Raw genomic sequence first — 15,684 nt, forward strand, 5'->3', positions numbered from 1 at the left:
TGTCAGGAGCGGCGAAATTGATGCCGAGCGTTCCCCAGGCAGAACCGGCGGCCACGGCGGTTTCGATCCGAAACCTCTCCGTCCGGTTCGGCGACAGGAACAACGAATTCACGGCCCTTTCCGACGTTTCCGTCGACATACCGGAAGGCGCCTTCGTCACCATGCTTGGGCCCTCCGGCTGCGGAAAATCGACGCTTCTGAGATGCGTCGCGGATCTCGTCCATATCAGCGACGGTTCGATTTCCGTATTCGGCCAGAGCCCCCAGCAGGCCCGGGAAGGCCGCGACTTCGCCTTCGTCTTCCAGGATGCGACTTTGCTCCCCTGGCGGAACGTACTCGACAATGTCCGACTGCCGCTGGAAGTCGGAAAGCACGCCCAGAACGGCAACAATGCGGATCCGCATGAACTGCTGGCCATGGTCGGCCTGAAGGGGCGCGAAAATGCGCTCCCTCACGAGCTCTCCGGCGGCATGCGCCAGCGCGTGGCGATCGCCCGCGCGCTGATCACGCGGCCGCGCATCCTCTTGATGGACGAGCCCTTCGGGGCGCTCGACGAGATCACCCGCGACCGGCTGAACGAGGAACTGCTGCGCGTCTGGCAGGAGACGGGAACGACGATCCTGTTCGTCACCCATTCCATCCCGGAGGCGGCCTTCCTCGGCCAGAACGTGCTGATGCTTCAGGCCCATCCGGGCCGCGTCAAGGAGTTCATGAGGGTCGATCTGCCCTTCCCGCGTTCGCTTGCCGTGCGTGACACGGTGGAGTTCATCGGTGTCACCGCGCATCTGCGCCGCCTTCTGGAGGAATGCCTGTGAGCCACGTCGCTTCCTCCACAGCCAAGACCGGGGCCGATCGCAAGATCGCGCTTCTCGATGCCACCGCCGGCGTGCTCACCAAACATATGCCGGCGATCGCGGCGGCCGTCGGGCTCGTCGTCCTCTGGCAGTTCGTCGTCTGGTTCTTCAAGATACCGACCTTCATGGCCCCCAGCCCGGTCGATGTCGCCTACGCCTTCCAGCAGAATGCCGGCATCCTCTGGACCAACATGCTGCCGACGATCCTCGAGGCGTTCCTCGGCTTCGTCTTCGGCAATCTCGTCGCCATCCTCTTGGCGATCTGGTTCGTCCACAGCTCGACGGCGGAAAAGGCCTTCTACCCGATCGCCGTCTTCATCAAGGCGATCCCGATCATCGCGCTCGCCCCGATCCTGGTGCTGATCTTCGGCAACGGGCTTGCGCCAAAAATCATCATCGCCGGGCTGATCTGCTTCTTCCCGACGCTGGTCAACATGGTCCAGGGCCTGAAATCCGCAAGCCCCGCCATGCTCGACCTGATGCGCGTGCTTTCGGCCAGCAACACCGAAATCCTCTGGAAGGTGCGGCTGCCGAGTTCGATGCCGTTCCTGTTTGCGGCCCTGAAGATTGCCGCGACCAGCAGCGTCATGGGCGCCATTGTCGCCGAATGGATCGGCTCCAGCTTCGGCCTCGGCGCCCTCATCATCGAGGCGACCTACAATTTCCGCTCGCCCCTGCTCTACGCAACCGTCGTGATCGCCGCGGTCCTCGCCGTCGTCCTCTTCTTCATCGTCTCGGTGGTGGAAGCACGGATGATCCGCTGGAAGCCGGCCGGCACGCACTAGAGCATTCCAGCAAAGCTGCACAGCGGTTTTGCGTCCGGAATTGCGTAAAAACAAAGAGGTAGAGCGGAACGCTCTAGCCCGACGACGTTATCAGACCCGGTTCTTTGGGAGTTTGAACCAATGCAACAGACAATTCTTCAGGCGGCGCGCAACGTCGCAGTGGTAGACCGTTCCGATGTGGTCGTCGTCGGCGGAGGACCGGCGGGCATTTCCGCGGCCGTTTCCGCTGCCCGCAACGGCGCCAAGGTGACCCTTCTCGAACGTTACCCCTATGTCGGCGGGCTTGCCGCCGGCGGCATGGTGCTGGTGCTCGACGACATGATCAACCAGCTCGAAATCACCGTGCAGGGCATCTGCATGGAGATGATCGAGCGGATGAAGAAATGGGACCTCTGCGTCACGCCCACCGGCCGCGACCGGGAACTCGATATCCGCGAAACGCCGGAAGCCTGGCGGCGCTGGGCGCGCTGGGGCCTGTTCGATTTCCACACCCAGTCCATGCCGCACCCGATCTGCTTTTCCGCCGCCTTCGACCCGGACGGTTTCAAACGCGCCTCCTACGACGTGCTGACCGAGGCCGGCGTGAAGCTCAGGACCCATAGCTGGTTCTCCTCCGCCATCATGGAAGGCAAGACCATCAAGGGCGTCATCTGCCAGACCAAGTCGGGCATGGAAGCTATCCTCGGCGATGTCGTCATCGACACCACCGGCGACCTCGACGTCGCGGCCTCGGCCGGCGCCTCGCATGTGGAATCGAATTTCATCCTGACCACCGTCTCCCGCTGGGGCGGCGTCGATACGGATGCTGCCGAGCGTTTCGAATTCGAGGAGCCGGAAGCCTTCAAGAAGATCGACCATGAAGCGAAACGCCTGATCGGCGGCTGCTGGTCCTTCTGGTGGCTGAAGACGCCGCTGCCGGGCGTCGTCTGGCTCAACTGCCCGCATATGCCGAACCTCTCGGGTCTCAAGACCGAGGACCTGACCAAGGCCGAACTGGAAGGCCGTAACCGCATCGCCCGCCTGCTCGATTTCGCCCGCGAGAAGATGCCGGGCTTCGAAAAGGCCTATGTGGTCGATTTCGCACCGCAGACCGGCGTACGCCAGACGCGACTGCTGGAAGGCGAATACGTCGTCACCAAGGACGACGTCATGAACCGCATCCACTTCTCCGACACCGTCTGCCGCGGCCGCGACTATTACACGCCGTACCGGTCGATGCTGCCGCGCGAGGTGGACCAGCTGATCGTCGCAGGACGTCACTACTCGGCGACACCGCAAGCGCAGAAATCGAGCCGCGAGATCCCGCCCTGCATGGCGATGGGCGAAGCGGCCGGCGTCGCCGCAGTCGTGGCGCTCAATGCCGGAACCACCGTACGGAAAGCCGATGTCCGGGCGATCCAGAAACAGATGAGGGCGCAGGGTGCCGATCCCGGCGACGTGCCCTCCGACAATGCAACATTCCTGGAGGCTGCGGAATGAACTCTTTACCCCTCGATGGCATCCGCGTGATCGATTTCACGCAGGTCATGCTCGGCCCCTGCTGCACCCAGACGCTCGCCGATTACGGCGCCGAAGTGATCAAGATCGAAAAGAGCAAGATCGGCGACCTCTCCCGCTGGTCGCTTGGCTCGGATCCGGACGGGCTCAACAACCCGGTCTTCTGCTCGCTGAACCGCAACAAGAAGAGCCTGGCGCTCGACCTGAAGCTCACCGAAGCGCGCGACGCCGTTCTCGCCCTGATCGCGGGCGCAGATGTCGTCGTCAACAATTTCCGCCCCGGCGTCATGGAGCGCATGGGCTTCGGTTACGAGGACCTGAAGAAGATCAACAAGCGGCTGATCTACGCGGTCGGCACCGGCTTCGGCCTCACCGGCCCCTACCAGCACAAGGGCGGCCAGGACATCCTCGCCCAGGCGCTCTCGGGCGTCATGCGCCGCAAGTCGGATAGCGCCCATCCGACCTCGATCTATGCCACGCCGCTCGCCGACTATTCCGCAGGCATGCATCTGGTCCAGGGCATCCTTCTCGCGATCCTGCACCGGGAAAAGACTGGCGAAGGCCAGCACGTGGCCGTCAGCCTCTACAATTCCATGCTGGCCATGCAGATGCAGGAAGGTGCTGCGCACATGATGCGCGAGAAGGACCTCAACTGGGGCGCCTTCCCGCTGACCGGCGTCTTCGACACCACCGATGGCGCGATCGTCATGGTCGGCGCCTTTAAGCAGAACCCGCTGCAGGACATCTGCAACGCGCTGGAAATCGAGGATCTTTCCGCCCAGCCGCGCTACAAGGATTTCGATTCCCAGATGGCCCATCGCCCGGAACTGCAGGAGATCTTCCGCGCGAACTTCGCCAGGAACAGCAATGCCCACTGGCTGAAGCGCCTGGAAGAGGTCGATATCCTCTGCGCCCCGGTGCGCAACCTGGCGGAAGCGCTGCAGGACCCGCAGACGGTGATCAACAAGATGATCCTCGAAGCCGGCGAGACGGCGGCCGGCCCGATCCGCCTGATCGGTTCGCCGATCGACATGTCGGCCGCCCCGGTTTCGGTTCGCATCTCCCCGCCGCGTCTCGGGCAGCACAATGACGAGATCCTCGGTTCGCTGGACGCTCGTCGTGGGGATGCAGCATGACCGTCGGTTTCTCCGTCGAGAACCGCGTCGCGCGGGTGACGCTCGATCGCCCGGACCGCATGAACGCCGTCGATGCCGCCACCGAAAAGGAACTCGACGCAATCTGGTCGGAAATCGAGGCCCGCGATGACATCTCCTGCGTGGTTCTGACCGGCAGCGGCCAAAAGGCCTTCTGCACCGGCGCCGACCTCAAGGGCGGCGCCACCAAATCCGGCCTCGAATACTGGGCGGAGAGCCGCACCAACGGCTTCGGCGGCCTTGCCTTCCGCAAGTCGCTCGACGTGCCGGTCATCGCCCGCGTCAACGGTTACGCACTCGGCGGCGGCTTCGAAATGGTACTCGGCTGCGATATCGTGATTGCCGCCGACAGCGCGAAATTCGGCCTGCCGGAAGCTCGCGTCGGCCGCATGCCGCTTGACGGCGGCATGGTCATGCTACAGCGGAAAATCCCCCACAACCTCGCCATGGCCGTGATGCTGACCGGCCGGCAGTTCACCGCCGCCGAAATGCAAGGTTTTGGCATCGTCAACGAAACGGTACCCTTCGACGAACTGGATGCCGCCGTCGACAGATGGGTGAAGGATATCGTCGCCTGCGCGCCGCTGTCGCTGAAGGCGATCAAGCAGACGGTCAATCGCACCGGCCATCTCAGTCCCTCGGAAGCCCAAGGGTTGCGCACCCCCGCGCTGATCCGGGCTCTGCAAAGCGAGGACGCCGTCGAAGGCGTGACTGCCTTCCGCGAAAAACGCGCGCCGGTTTGGCAGGGCCGCTGATGCATGTCGCGCAAAAGTGCGTGGCGGTTTTGCGGTAACGACATGCATCGAACAAGGAATGGAAGCGTGGCAAGCGAATCCGAAGGATCGCAACACGCTTCAGGCATGGTATGAATTTCAGGATCTTGGGGGTTGAGTATGCACGCCAGTATCCTGAAATATTTCGTCGAAGTGGCACGCTCGGGCTCGATCCGCAAAGCCTCCGAAGAGCTGCACGTGGCAACTTCCGCCGTCAGCCGCCAGATCCGCAAGCTCGAGGACGAACTCGGTACGCCGCTGTTCGAACGGTTCTCCGACGGCCTGCGCCTCACCTCCGCCGGCAAGGTCGTGCTGAAGCACGCCAAGGAGACGATCCACCACTACGAGATCATGAAATCCGATCTCGGCGACCTGCAGGGCAAACGCACCGGCCGCGTCCACATAGCCTGCCTCGACAGTCTGGCCGTACAGTTCATGCCGGAATTCGTCATGGCATTTCACCACAAGAACCCGGCGGTCGATTTCCGCATCCGCGCCGACAACTTCAACAACATCTTCCATTTCGTCGCCGATGGCGACTGCGATATCGGCATCACCTTCGATCTCGCCCGCCCCCACGACATCAAGCTGGTGCACGGCGTGCGCATGCCGCTGATGGTTATCGTCGCCAAGCACCACCCGCTCGCCCGCCAGAAGAGCGTGACGCTGCAGGAATGCGCCCAGTTCAAGCTGCTGCTGCAGCTCGACAACGAGGTGATGAGCTCGATGATCGCTGTCGAACTCGCCTCGCTCGATCGCGTCGGCCGCACGCTGGTCGCCACCAACAACCAGATGATGCTCAAACCCCTGATCCTGTCGGGTGCCGGCGTCGCCTTCTTCACTCCGCTCGGCCTCCTGAAGGAGCTGAAGGCGGGCGACGTCGTCGCCCTGCCGATCGCCGGCTCCCGCCTTCAGAACATGGAGGTCGGCATCGTCGCGCCCCATAACCGCCAGCTCACCCACGCGACGGAAGCGGTGATCGAGGCGCTGAGCATCGACCTCGAAAAATTCAGCAATCAGATCGCGGAGGTCATCAGGCGGTGACATCGAACAAAGACACACGCTTCCTGCAGCACCCGGGCCACGAAAAAGCCCTGCGCGGCGATGCGGCATGTGCCGCCCTTCCCGCTTTGGCTTCGGCCATTCCACTTGCCGCCGGCGACCTCGTCCTGCCTATGCCGGTCAACGCCCATGACCACGGCTACGGCATCCGCACGCTGGATTTCGGCAGCCTGGACGACGCGCTGGAGGCCTGGATTCCGACCATGCGGCTCCGCCCCCGCACCGACGCCTATCTCGAAGCGCTCGTCGCCTTCGGCCGCCTGGCCAAAACCGGCGTCGCGGCGACCATCCACTGCCACAACTCGCTCAACGCCGCCCGCATGGTCGAGGAAGCGCTGGAAGTGATCCGCGCGGCAAAGGATGTCGGCATCCGTCTCGGCCTCTCCTGCCCCCTGCTCGACCATGACGCCTGGGCCTATGACGGCGGCCCGGATCGGCTGAAGCCGTTTCTGAGTACTGAGGACTGGGAGGCCCTTTCACCCCTTGCGCCGCGCTATGCGCCTTTCAGCGACCAGCTTGCCGCCGCCGACGCCGTCGCGGCCGCGAATTCCAACCCGCTGGTCGATGTCCAATACGGCCCGATCGGCCCGCAATGGTGCTCGAACGCCCTGCTCGAAGCGATCGCCGGGGCCTCCGCCACCAACAATCGCCGCATCCACATGCATCTGCTCGAAAGCCCGAGGCAGCGGGCATGGCTGGACCGTCGTTTCCCGCAGGGCATCGTCCGTTATCTCGATGAGATCGGCTTCCTGTCACCGCGGCTTGCCGTGGCGCACGGCGTTCAGCTCCGGCCGGACGAATACGAACTTCTGGCCGAGCGCGGCGTCCAGCTTGTCTCCAATCCATCAGCCAACCTGCGCCTGCGCTCCGGCATTGCGCCCTTGGCGAACGCCGTCAAACGCGGTCTCCGTTTCGGCATCGGACTGGACGGCAGCGCCTTCGACGACGACCAGGATCTCTGGCGCGAAATGCGGCTCCTCTATTTCCTGCATGGCGGGCGCGAGCTCGAACGAAGTTTTACGGCAGCCGGCATTTTCGACGCCGCGATCCGCACCGGTGCCGCCGTCGTCAACACGCCGCTCGGAGAGGATTTCACGGTCGTCGACTACGAAGCCCTGATCGCCGACAGCGTCTTCGACGATTTGGATGAAGCCGAGGTGCTGCTGAATCGCATGTCAGCCGTCCACGCCAAGGCCGTCTATGTCGCCGGGCGGCCAGTCATGCGGGACGGCAAGCTCGTCCACGTCGATTTCGACGCGGCCCGCAAGGAACTGCTGGCGCAGGCCAAGGCCGACCTGCCGCGCCTCACCGTCGAGCGGGAAAGGTGCGGCAAGCTGATCATTGCCACCCGCGCCTATTACGGAAGCTGGGCGAACGCCTAATGCGCCGCCTCGCGCACGGGCACGGCTGTCACCGCAGGGTGATCGACAGCTCGCGTCCTGCTCTTGTCCCAACCGCCGGGCGACCCCAGCCCGGTGACATCAGGTCCGAAATAGTCCCGGTTCACCGGAACGAAAGCCATCTGCGCCTCGGTCGCCTCTTCGTCATAGGCGATGGCATCGACCGGACAGATGGAGAGGCAGAGACCGCAATTGATGCACTCGTCCGGATGGATATAGAACATCCGCCCGCCCTCGTAGATGCAGTCGACCGGACAGGCCGCGGTACAGGCGCCGTCCTTCACGTCGATACAGGGTTCGGTGATGATATAGGCCATCGGATCGTTCGCCTCTCATTGCCTTTGGCGCACTATCCCAAACCTTGGCGTTGCTGAAAAGCAGCATATTTCGCAGCGAGCATTCGAATTTCGGCAACACCCAATTGCGTTCGCTTGCCCGTTGGCGCTTCCTTGCCTGGCCGGCTTTCCCTACAATCTCCGCGTCACTCCCGAGTCTGGAAATGAGATTTTCATGAGCACCCTCACCCGCTTCTCCGTCCAACCGCTTTCGACCATGACCCGTCGTCTCGCTGACGTAGCCTCGGCCCGTCGAGAACCCGATCTCGTCATTCAGGGTGCGCGCGTGCTCTCCACCTATTCGGAGCGCATTCTCGACGGCCGCGAAGTCTGGATCTCGGGCGGCCGCATCGCAGCCGTGAAGCCTGCCGGCAGCTACAGGAGCGGTTCCGCGAAACTGTATGACGCCAAAGGCGGCATCATCGCCCCAGGCCTAGTCGATCCGCATATCCACATCGAATCCTCGATGGTGACGGCCTGTGCCTATGCCGAAGCAGCACTTCTCAACGGCACCACGACAATCTTCTGCGACAGCCACGAGATCGGTAACGTCATGGACGTGGCGGGCGTCGAAGCGATGCTCGAAGACGCACGGCAGGCGCCGCTGTCTATCTTCCTCACCGTCCCGAGCACCGTGCCGGCGACATCGCCGGAGCTCGAAACCGCCGGCGGCGACCTGACGCCCGCCAAGATCGCCGCCCTGTTCGACAAATGGCCGGAAGCGGTGGCGCTCGGCGAAAAGATGGATTTCGTGCCCGTCGCGATGGGCGACGAGCGCAGTCATGCGATCCTGGCCGCAGCGCTCCAGCGCGGCCGGCCGGTCTCGGGCCATGTGTATGGCCGGGAATTCGTCGCGGCCTATGCCGCGTCAGGCGTTACCGATACCCATGAGGCGATCGACCGCGACATCGCCGACGACCTGCTCGAAGCAGGCGTCTGGCTCTTCCTGCGCGGCGGCCCGCCGACGACACCTTGGCATTCGCTGCCGCATGCGATCAAGACGATCACCGAACTCGGCGCATCGCACAAGCGCGTCGCGGTCTGCACCGACGACCGCGATGGCGAGGACCTGCTCGCCTTCGGCCTCGATTGGGTAACGCGCGAAGCGGTCAAGGCCGGCATGACGCCGGAACAGGCCTGGGCGATGGGCTCGCTGCATGGCGCGACCCGTTTCGGCATGGAAGGCGAGATCGGCGGCATGGGCGGCGGCCGCCGCGCCGACCTCGTGCTTCTGACCGACGACCTGAAACCCGTCAGCACCTGGTATGGCGGCGAGCTGGTGGTCGACAACCGCAAGATCACCCCGATTCTGGATGAGGCGCTTTCAAAGCCCTATCGCTACCCGCAGGTCGCCTATCACACCGTCAAGCTGCCGAAAGACCTCAAGCTGACGCCCGATCTGCCGGCCGGCACCGTCACAGCGCATACGATCCGCACCGAGCTCCCCGGCATCACGCTCGGCCACGTCACGGTGACACTCGAACCCGCGAACGACTGGCAGACCCATTTCGACCGCCACGACCTCTGCTTCGTCACCGTCGTCGAGCGGCATGGCAAATCGTCCGGCAATGTGGCGCACGGGCTGCTGAACGGTTTCGGGCTGAAAAAGGGCGCCGTCGCCTCCTCCGTCGGCCATGACAGCCACAACATCATCGTCGCCGGCACCAACGAAACGGACATGCAGTTGGCGCTGGATGCGATCGAGGAAACCCAGGGCGGCGTCTGCGTCGTGATGGACGGCAAGGTGACGGCCATGGTGCCGCTGCCGATCGCCGGCCTGCTCTCCGACAAGCGCGTCCACGAGGTCGCCGACGAGGTGAAAGCCCTCAAGCTCGAATGGGAAAAGGCAGGCTGCACCATCGCCTATATGGGCTTCAACCTCATCCCCCTATCGGTCATCCCCGAAATCCGCATCACCGACAAGGGACTTGTGCTGGTACCGGAAATGGTGATCTCGCCGCTCTTCGAAAAAGCCTGAGCGGCGAAAAGGTCAGTCGGCAAGCTCGGCGAGAATGCGGACCCAGGAGCGGATACCCTTGTGGAAGCTCGACAGGTCGTATTTCTCGTTCGGGCTGTGAACGCGGTTGTCAAAGCGGGCGAAGCCGACGAGCAGGGCATCGCAGCCGAGCCGGCGCTTGAACTCCCCGATGATCGGGATCGAGCCGCCGGTCCCGGCAAGCGCCGCCTCACAGTCCCATTCGGTGGAAAGTGCTGAGAGCGTCTTCGTCAGAAACGAGCTTTCGATCGGCATCACGGTTGCCGGGGCAAGACCGAAATCATTGAAGGTCACCGAGCAGTCGGAAGGGATGCGGGCTGCGACATGCGCCTTGAAGGCATCGCGGATCTTTTCCGGGACCTGCCCATCGACCAGCCGGAACGAGATCTTCGCCATCGCCTTCGACGGGATGACCGTCTTGAAGCCCTCGCCCGTATAACCGCCGCTGATCCCGTTGATTTCGCAGCTCGGCCGCGCCCATACCTGTTCCAGGATCGACCGCCCCGCCTCGCCCGCCGGGATGGTGAGCCCGATATCGGCAAGAAAACCCTTTTCGTCGAACGGCAGCCGCTGCCACTGCGCCTTGATGGCTTCCGGCAGTTCCTTCACGCCGTCGTAAAAACCTTCGACCGCCACCCCGCCATCCGGCGTCCTCAGGCTCGCGATAACATCCGAGAGGACCTGCAGAGCGTTGCGGGCGGCATTGCCGAACATGCCGGAATGCAGGTCCCGGTCGGCGCAGGTGATCTCGATTTCGGTGCTGTAGAGCCCGCGCAGCATGGTGGTGACGGCCGGCGTTTGCCGGTCCCACATGTCGGTATCGCAGACATAGACAATATCGGCCTTCAGTTCGTCGGCGGTCGCATCGAGGAACGGCGCAAGGCTCGGGCTGCCCGCCTCCTCCTCGCCTTCGAAAAGGATGCTGACCTGCACCGGCAGCTTGCCGGTCACCGCCTTCCAGGCACGGCAGGCCTCGACGAAGGTCATCATCTGGCCCTTGTCGTCGGAGGCCCCCCGCGCGACGATCGCGGTATCGCCGTTCGGCAATGGCTCCAGCCGCGGCTCGAACGGATCGCTGGTCCAAAGCGCCAGCGGATCGACCGGCTGAACGTCGTAGTGGCCGTAGAAGAGAAGATGAGGCCCGCCTGCATCCTTCTGGTGAGCGACGACCATAGGATGGCCCGTCGTCGGCCTGACGGAGGCATCGAAGCCGATCGATCCGAGATCGCGGCTCAGCCAATCGGCCGCCGCCTTGCACTGGTCGCGATAGCCGGGATCGGTCGAAATGCTCGGAATACGGATCAGGTCGAAGAGACGCTCAAGGCTGTTGTCGATATCGGCATCGACAACAGCCAGCACGGCATCGATCTGGTCCTCGGATAGTCTCGGCATTTTGCACTCCTTGCCCGCTCGGTCTTTCGGGTCAAGGATGTAGCACTGTTTTCAACGCACTAGGAAGCACTTGCAGCTGCCGTCACCTTAATTTGCAGACCGGAAATCAAGCCCGATATCCAGCGTCGGCGCGCTATGCGTGATCCATCCGACCGAGAGCAGATCGACACCGGATGCCGCCACCGTCGCGGCCGTCGCAGGCGTGATTCCGCCGGATGCTTCGGTAATAGCCCGGCCGCCGACGATACCCACCGCCTCACGCAGCAGCTCCGGGGTCATGTTGTCGAGCAGCACCGCATCGACCCCGATCTGCATGGCTTCTTGAAGCTGGTCGAGCGTATCCACCTCCACCTCGATCTTCACCATATGGCCAACGCCCGCCTTGGCGCGGCGGATGGCTTCCGCAATGCCGCCTGCGATCGCCACGTGATTATCCTTGATCAGCACCGCGTCATAGAGCGCAAAACGATGGTTCATGCCGCCGCCGGCGCGCACCGCATATTTTTCCAGCGCCCGCAGCCCCGGCGTGGTCTTGCGGGTGCAGACGACCGAGGCCTTGGTGCCTTCGATCGCCGCGACGATGCCAGCCGTGACGCTGGCGATGCCGGAGAGATGGCCGAGGAAGTTGAGTGCGGTTCGTTCGCCGGTCAGGAGGCCGCGGGACGGGCCTTCGATCGTTGCAATCACATCGCCGGGCTTCACGACCCCGCCGTCATCGACATGACGCGTCATGACGATCTTCGGATCAACGAGCTGGAAGGCGAGTTCCGCGGCATCGAGGCCAGCGATGACGCCCGATTTGCGGGCCGCCATCACCACCGTCGAGCGATGGCCTGCGGGAATGACCGCCGTCGAGGTGACGTCTCCGGCAAGGCCGAGGTCTTCCAGCAGCGCGGCACGCACCGGCGGTTCGACGAGCAGTCGCGGAAGGGCAGCAAGCATCATGTCAGGCACTCCGGGCAAGGGGATGGGAAGCGGTGGCGCGGGCGATGTCCAGCACCTCGGCAAGGCACATCGGCCGCCGCTCCGCATAAGCGAGCTTCAACGGGAAATCGGTGCGGGCATGGGCTCCGCGGGATTCCTTCCGCAGCGACGCGAAGACGGCGATCAGCAAAGCGACGATCGCCGGATCGGCAGCGGATCCATCGCTCTCGACGAGCGGCAACAGGCTTGCGATCGCGCCATGGATGGCGCCCGCGTTTCTGAGGACACCGAGATGCCGTGACACGATCGGCCGCACGGCGGAGATATCGGCTGGCACCGGTAGGCCGGCATCGGTTACCCGAAACGCGGTTGCGGCGGAAGTTCCCGAGAGGTTCTGCGCGGCCCGCATGCCCATGACCGCCGCTTCGAGCAGCGAGTTGCTGGCCAGCCGGTTGGCACCGTGCAGGCCGGTCGAGGCCGCCTCCCCGACCACCCAGAGGCCGGAAACCGAACTGCGGCCATTCTCGTCCGTCGCGACACCACCCATGTGATAATGAACGGCGGGACGAACGGGGATGAGCTCCGAATTGGGATCGACACTCGCCTCCCCGCAGAGCGCGGCAATCGACGGGAACCGGCTGGAGAAACCGCTCCCGAGCGCCTGCCGGGCATCGAGGAAAACGTGCCCGCCCCGGGCGATCTCGGCGCTGATCGCCCGTGCCACGATATCCCGCGCGGCAAGTTCCGCGCCCGGTTCGCGGGCGAGAAAACGCTCGCCCCTTTCGTTGACGAGCACCGCACCCTCGCCGCGCACAGCTTCGCTGACCAGCGCCAGCGGGCGCCTCTGGGAATCGAGCGCCGTCGGGTGGAACTGGACGAATTCCATGTCGGCAAGCATCGCACCGGCGCGCGCAGCAATCATCACGCCCTGGCCGAAATTGCCGGTCGGATTGGTGGTTGCGTCATAAAGCCCGCCGAGGCCGCCGGTCGCCAGAACAACTCGTGCGGTCGGCAGAATAGCCGCCCCCCGAGCCGTCGCGCAAAGCAGGCCTGAGACCGCACCGCCCTCCATCAGAAGCCGACGGACTTCGACGCCTGCCAGGACCGTGATCGACGGTGTCCCTGAAACGGCCTCGACCAGAGCCCGCACGATCGCCGCACCCGAGCCGTCGCCTGCCACATGCACGATACGGCGGCGCGAATGGGCCGCCTCCAGGCCGAGCGAAAGCGAGCCGTCGGCGGCCCGGTCGAAACGCACGCCGAATTTCTCCAGGATCGCGATGGCGTTCGGGGCTTCCTTCAGGATCGAAGCCGCCACAGCCGGATCGCAAAGCCCGTCTCCTGCCGCAAGCGTATCGGCAAGATGCAGGTCCGCGCTGTCGTCGGCACCGAGGCTCGCGGCAATGCCGCCCTGCGCCCAGGCGCTGGACGTTTCCGCACCCAACCCGGCGCGAGTGATCAGGACAACGGGCTGCGGGGCGAGCGTCAGCGCCGTCACCAGCCCCGCCAGGCCGCTGCCGACGATCGCGATGCGGCCGGCGAGATGGTCGAGGATCTCGGTCATATGGCGAGCATCCTCTCTACCGCGCGGCGGGCGGCAACGGCGATCGACGGATCGACGGTCACCTCGTGCCGGTTCTCTTCCAGCGCCTTGCGGATATTGCCGAGCGTGATCCGCTTCATGTGCGGGCAGAGATTGCACGGCCGCACGAATTCCACGTCCGGGTGATGCACGGCGACATTGTCGCTCATCGAGCATTCGGTCAGAAGCACGACGCGGGCCGGCTTCTTGGCTCCGACATAATCGGACATGACGGCCGTCGAGCCCGCAAAATCGGCCTCGGCCACCACGTCCGGCGGGCATTCCGGATGCGCCAGCACCACCACGCCCGGATGCGCCTCACGCAGATCGCGAACATCCTGCGCGTTGAACAGTTCGTGCACTTCGCAATGGCCATGCCAGGCGATGATCTCGACATTGGTTTCCCGCGCGACGTTCTGCGCCAGGTATTCGTCGGGGATCATCAGCACTTTCGGAACGCCGAGCGATTCCACCACCTGCTTTGCATTGCCGGAGGTGCAGCAGATATCCGACGCCGCCTTCACCGCCGCCGACGTATTCACATAGGTGATGATCGGTACACCGGGATGCGCCTGGCGCAAGAGCGCGATATCTTCCGGCGTGATCGAATCCGCCAGCGAACAGCCCGCCGCCATGTCCGGGATCAGCACGGTCTTTCCCGGGTTGAGCAGCTTTGCCGTCTCCGCCATGAAGTGGACGCCGGCGAGCACGATGACATCCGCATCCACGTCGATCGCCTTGCGGGCCAGCGCCAGGCTGTCGCCGACGATATCGGCGACGCCATGGAAGATTTCCGGCGTCTGGTAGTTGTGGGCGAGGATGACGGCGTTGCGGGTGCGCTTGAGTTCAAGGATCGCCGCCACGTCCGCCTCGTAGCTCATCCACTCGGCTTTCGGGATGACGCGGCTGACACGATCGTAAAGCGAGGAAACCGAAAGCGGAGAATTCATGATCTGCTCCTTTTATACTCGAAGTGAGTATATCCGGCGCAAAGAGATATTCTCGATTCGAGTTTATGTCAATTGCGTGAAAGCGGAAGTTTCGAACCCGAAAGCGCGCGCTCTTCGAGGACCGCGTGACGGTAGCGGAAGAGCTTGGCAGGCCGGCCGCCGGTCTCACTGGTCGCCTCGCCGGTTTCCTCGATCAGCTCCTGCTGGTCGATCAGCCGGCGGAAATTCGGCTTGTGCAGGGTGAGGCCTGCAAGCGCCTCGACGGTGTGCTGCAATTGCGACAGCGTAAAACTCTCCGGCATCAGTTCGAAGACCACCGGGCGGTATTTGATCTTGGCGCGCAGCCGGGCGATCCCGGTCGCCAGGATGCGGCGGTGATCGGCAAACATCGAACGGCCGAAACTTTTGGCCGCCGAGCAGCCCGCCTCGGTGACGAGCCCCGCCTCGTACATCAACTCATAACGCTGCAGGGCGAGATCTTCGTTCCAGGCGGCCCCATCGAGGCCGAAGGCGAAATCGACTCGGCGCTTGCGGTGCTCGCGCCGCGCCGGTTCGGCCGCAACCCAGTCCTGCAGGCGGCCGGTGATGGCACCCAGGATATCCGGCCTCCCGCCGCGATGATCCTCCCAGGGGAAATATTCGTACCAGCCATGCCAGCCGGGTTTGCCGGCGCCGGGTGCCGCCTGTTCGCGCACGAGGCCGAGATAGCTGATCGAGATCGTCCGCCCCTCGGCATCCTCATGGGTCCGGTCCCGGTCGGCGAACGTATAGAGCTGTTCGAGATAGCCGAGCGGATGGCCCGTCTGGTCCCCCACCCACTCGCGGAGCCCGGCCTGCAGGCTCCTGTGGCCGAGCTCGAAAGGGCCGGACGGCAGCGCATCGCCGGAGCGAACCGTCATGACGCGCGGCTCGTCGCCGGTGACGGCGGAAAGGACCGCGATCAGTTCCGCATGGGCAAGTCCGATGGTCAAGCAAACTCC

The 15,684-nt window shown here is 64.1% G+C and carries 14 protein-coding genes; 8 read left to right on the top strand and 6 right to left on the bottom strand.

Annotated features, from left to right (window positions below; all coding sequences use genetic code 11):
- The first annotated feature begins 20 nt into the window (after positions 1 to 20).
- The 7 genes from ACSQ8R_RS10905 (at position 21) to ACSQ8R_RS10935 (ending at position 7,507) form a co-directional block, all read left to right on the top strand.
- Entirely contained in the window at positions 21 to 815 is a 795-nt protein-coding gene (locus tag ACSQ8R_RS10905; RefSeq protein ID WP_436253362.1) for an ABC transporter ATP-binding protein, read from the top strand.
- Positions 812 to 1,639: an ABC transporter permease gene (locus ACSQ8R_RS10910; RefSeq protein WP_436253363.1), complete on the top strand. Its 828-nt coding sequence runs from the start codon at positions 812 to 814 to the stop codon at positions 1,637 to 1,639. The genes ACSQ8R_RS10905 and ACSQ8R_RS10910 overlap by 4 nt, the downstream gene beginning before the upstream one ends.
- A 120-nt stretch (positions 1,640 to 1,759) precedes the next feature.
- Entirely contained in the window at positions 1,760 to 3,118 is a 1,359-nt protein-coding gene (locus ACSQ8R_RS10915; RefSeq protein WP_436253364.1) for an FAD-dependent oxidoreductase, read from the top strand.
- On the top strand, positions 3,115 to 4,272 hold the full coding sequence (locus ACSQ8R_RS10920; RefSeq protein ID WP_436253365.1) for a CaiB/BaiF CoA transferase family protein: 1,158 nt from the start codon (positions 3,115 to 3,117) through the stop codon (positions 4,270 to 4,272). Before ACSQ8R_RS10915 ends, ACSQ8R_RS10920 begins: the two co-directional genes overlap by 4 nt.
- The gene (locus tag ACSQ8R_RS10925; protein ID WP_436253366.1) at positions 4,269 to 5,045 is read left to right on the top strand and encodes an enoyl-CoA hydratase-related protein; all 777 of its coding nucleotides are present in this window, start codon (positions 4,269 to 4,271) and stop codon (positions 5,043 to 5,045) included. The genes ACSQ8R_RS10920 and ACSQ8R_RS10925 overlap by 4 nt, the downstream gene beginning before the upstream one ends.
- 138 nt (positions 5,046 to 5,183) lie before the next feature.
- Positions 5,184 to 6,107, top strand: a complete 924-nt coding sequence (locus ACSQ8R_RS10930) for a LysR family transcriptional regulator (RefSeq protein ID WP_436253367.1) — start codon at positions 5,184 to 5,186, stop codon at positions 6,105 to 6,107.
- Complete coding sequence (locus ACSQ8R_RS10935; protein WP_436253368.1) at positions 6,104 to 7,507, top strand: amidohydrolase family protein; 1,404 nt, start codon at positions 6,104 to 6,106, stop codon at positions 7,505 to 7,507. The genes ACSQ8R_RS10930 and ACSQ8R_RS10935 overlap by 4 nt, the downstream gene beginning before the upstream one ends.
- Here ACSQ8R_RS10935 and fdxA read toward each other — a convergent pair.
- Positions 7,504 to 7,842, bottom strand: coding sequence for a ferredoxin (gene fdxA, locus ACSQ8R_RS10940; RefSeq protein WP_436253369.1), 339 nt, complete (start codon positions 7,840 to 7,842; stop codon positions 7,504 to 7,506). The genes ACSQ8R_RS10935 and fdxA overlap by 4 nt on opposite strands.
- A gap of 193 nt (positions 7,843 to 8,035) precedes the next feature.
- Between fdxA and ACSQ8R_RS10945 the strand changes: the two genes are divergently transcribed.
- Positions 8,036 to 9,838, top strand: coding sequence for an adenine deaminase (locus tag ACSQ8R_RS10945; protein WP_436253370.1), 1,803 nt, complete (start codon positions 8,036 to 8,038; stop codon positions 9,836 to 9,838).
- A gap of 12 nt (positions 9,839 to 9,850) precedes the next feature.
- Here the strand turns inward: ACSQ8R_RS10945 and ACSQ8R_RS10950 are convergent, their stop codons facing one another.
- The 5 genes from ACSQ8R_RS10950 to ACSQ8R_RS10970 all read right to left on the bottom strand — a co-directional run bounded on the left by ACSQ8R_RS10950 (position 9,851) and on the right by ACSQ8R_RS10970 (position 15,675).
- The gene (locus ACSQ8R_RS10950) at positions 9,851 to 11,248 is read right to left on the bottom strand and encodes a M20/M25/M40 family metallo-hydrolase (protein WP_436253371.1); all 1,398 of its coding nucleotides are present in this window, start codon (positions 11,246 to 11,248) and stop codon (positions 9,851 to 9,853) included.
- An 87-nt stretch (positions 11,249 to 11,335) separates the two neighbouring features.
- Positions 11,336 to 12,193: a carboxylating nicotinate-nucleotide diphosphorylase gene (gene nadC, locus ACSQ8R_RS10955; protein WP_436253372.1), complete on the bottom strand. Its 858-nt coding sequence runs from the start codon at positions 12,191 to 12,193 to the stop codon at positions 11,336 to 11,338.
- Position 12,194: 1 nt separating this feature from the next.
- Positions 12,195 to 13,736 carry an L-aspartate oxidase gene (locus tag ACSQ8R_RS10960; protein WP_436253373.1) on the bottom strand — a complete coding sequence of 514 codons (1,542 nt, stop codon included), beginning with the start codon at positions 13,734 to 13,736 and terminating at the stop codon, positions 12,195 to 12,197.
- Positions 13,733 to 14,704 carry a quinolinate synthase NadA gene (nadA, locus tag ACSQ8R_RS10965; protein ID WP_436253374.1) on the bottom strand — a complete coding sequence of 324 codons (972 nt, stop codon included), beginning with the start codon at positions 14,702 to 14,704 and terminating at the stop codon, positions 13,733 to 13,735. The genes ACSQ8R_RS10960 and nadA overlap by 4 nt, the downstream gene beginning before the upstream one ends.
- Positions 14,705 to 14,772: 68 nt before the next feature.
- Entirely contained in the window at positions 14,773 to 15,675 is a 903-nt protein-coding gene (locus ACSQ8R_RS10970; protein ID WP_436253375.1) for an NUDIX hydrolase, read from the bottom strand.
- Positions 15,676 to 15,684: the final 9 nt, after the last annotated feature.

The organism is Neorhizobium sp. LjRoot104, assembly GCF_964253725.1.
GTDB lineage: Bacteria > Pseudomonadota > Alphaproteobacteria > Rhizobiales > Rhizobiaceae > Neorhizobium.

What these genes read in the sequence shown, in the direction of transcription:
- ACSQ8R_RS10925 (WP_436253366.1), top strand. Translation starts at nt 4,269, where the DNA reads ATGACCGTCGGTTTCTCCGTCGAGAACCGCGTCGCGCGGGTGACGCTC.
- ACSQ8R_RS10920 (WP_436253365.1), top strand. Translation starts at nt 3,115, where the DNA reads ATGAACTCTTTACCCCTCGATGGCATCCGCGTGATCGATTTCACGCAG.
- nadC (WP_436253372.1), bottom strand. Translation starts at nt 12,193, where the DNA reads ATGATGCTTGCTGCCCTTCCGCGACTGCTCGTCGAACCGCCGGTGCGT.
- ACSQ8R_RS10945 (WP_436253370.1), top strand. Translation starts at nt 8,036, where the DNA reads ATGAGCACCCTCACCCGCTTCTCCGTCCAACCGCTTTCGACCATGACC.
- ACSQ8R_RS10930 (WP_436253367.1), top strand. Translation starts at nt 5,184, where the DNA reads ATGCACGCCAGTATCCTGAAATATTTCGTCGAAGTGGCACGCTCGGGC.
- ACSQ8R_RS10905 (WP_436253362.1), top strand. Translation starts at nt 21, where the DNA reads ATGCCGAGCGTTCCCCAGGCAGAACCGGCGGCCACGGCGGTTTCGATC.
- ACSQ8R_RS10960 (WP_436253373.1), bottom strand. Translation starts at nt 13,736, where the DNA reads ATGACCGAGATCCTCGACCATCTCGCCGGCCGCATCGCGATCGTCGGC.
- fdxA (WP_436253369.1), bottom strand. Translation starts at nt 7,842, where the DNA reads ATGGCCTATATCATCACCGAACCCTGTATCGACGTGAAGGACGGCGCC.
- ACSQ8R_RS10950 (WP_436253371.1), bottom strand. Translation starts at nt 11,248, where the DNA reads ATGCCGAGACTATCCGAGGACCAGATCGATGCCGTGCTGGCTGTTGTC.
- nadA (WP_436253374.1), bottom strand. Translation starts at nt 14,704, where the DNA reads ATGAATTCTCCGCTTTCGGTTTCCTCGCTTTACGATCGTGTCAGCCGC.
- ACSQ8R_RS10915 (WP_436253364.1), top strand. Translation starts at nt 1,760, where the DNA reads ATGCAACAGACAATTCTTCAGGCGGCGCGCAACGTCGCAGTGGTAGAC.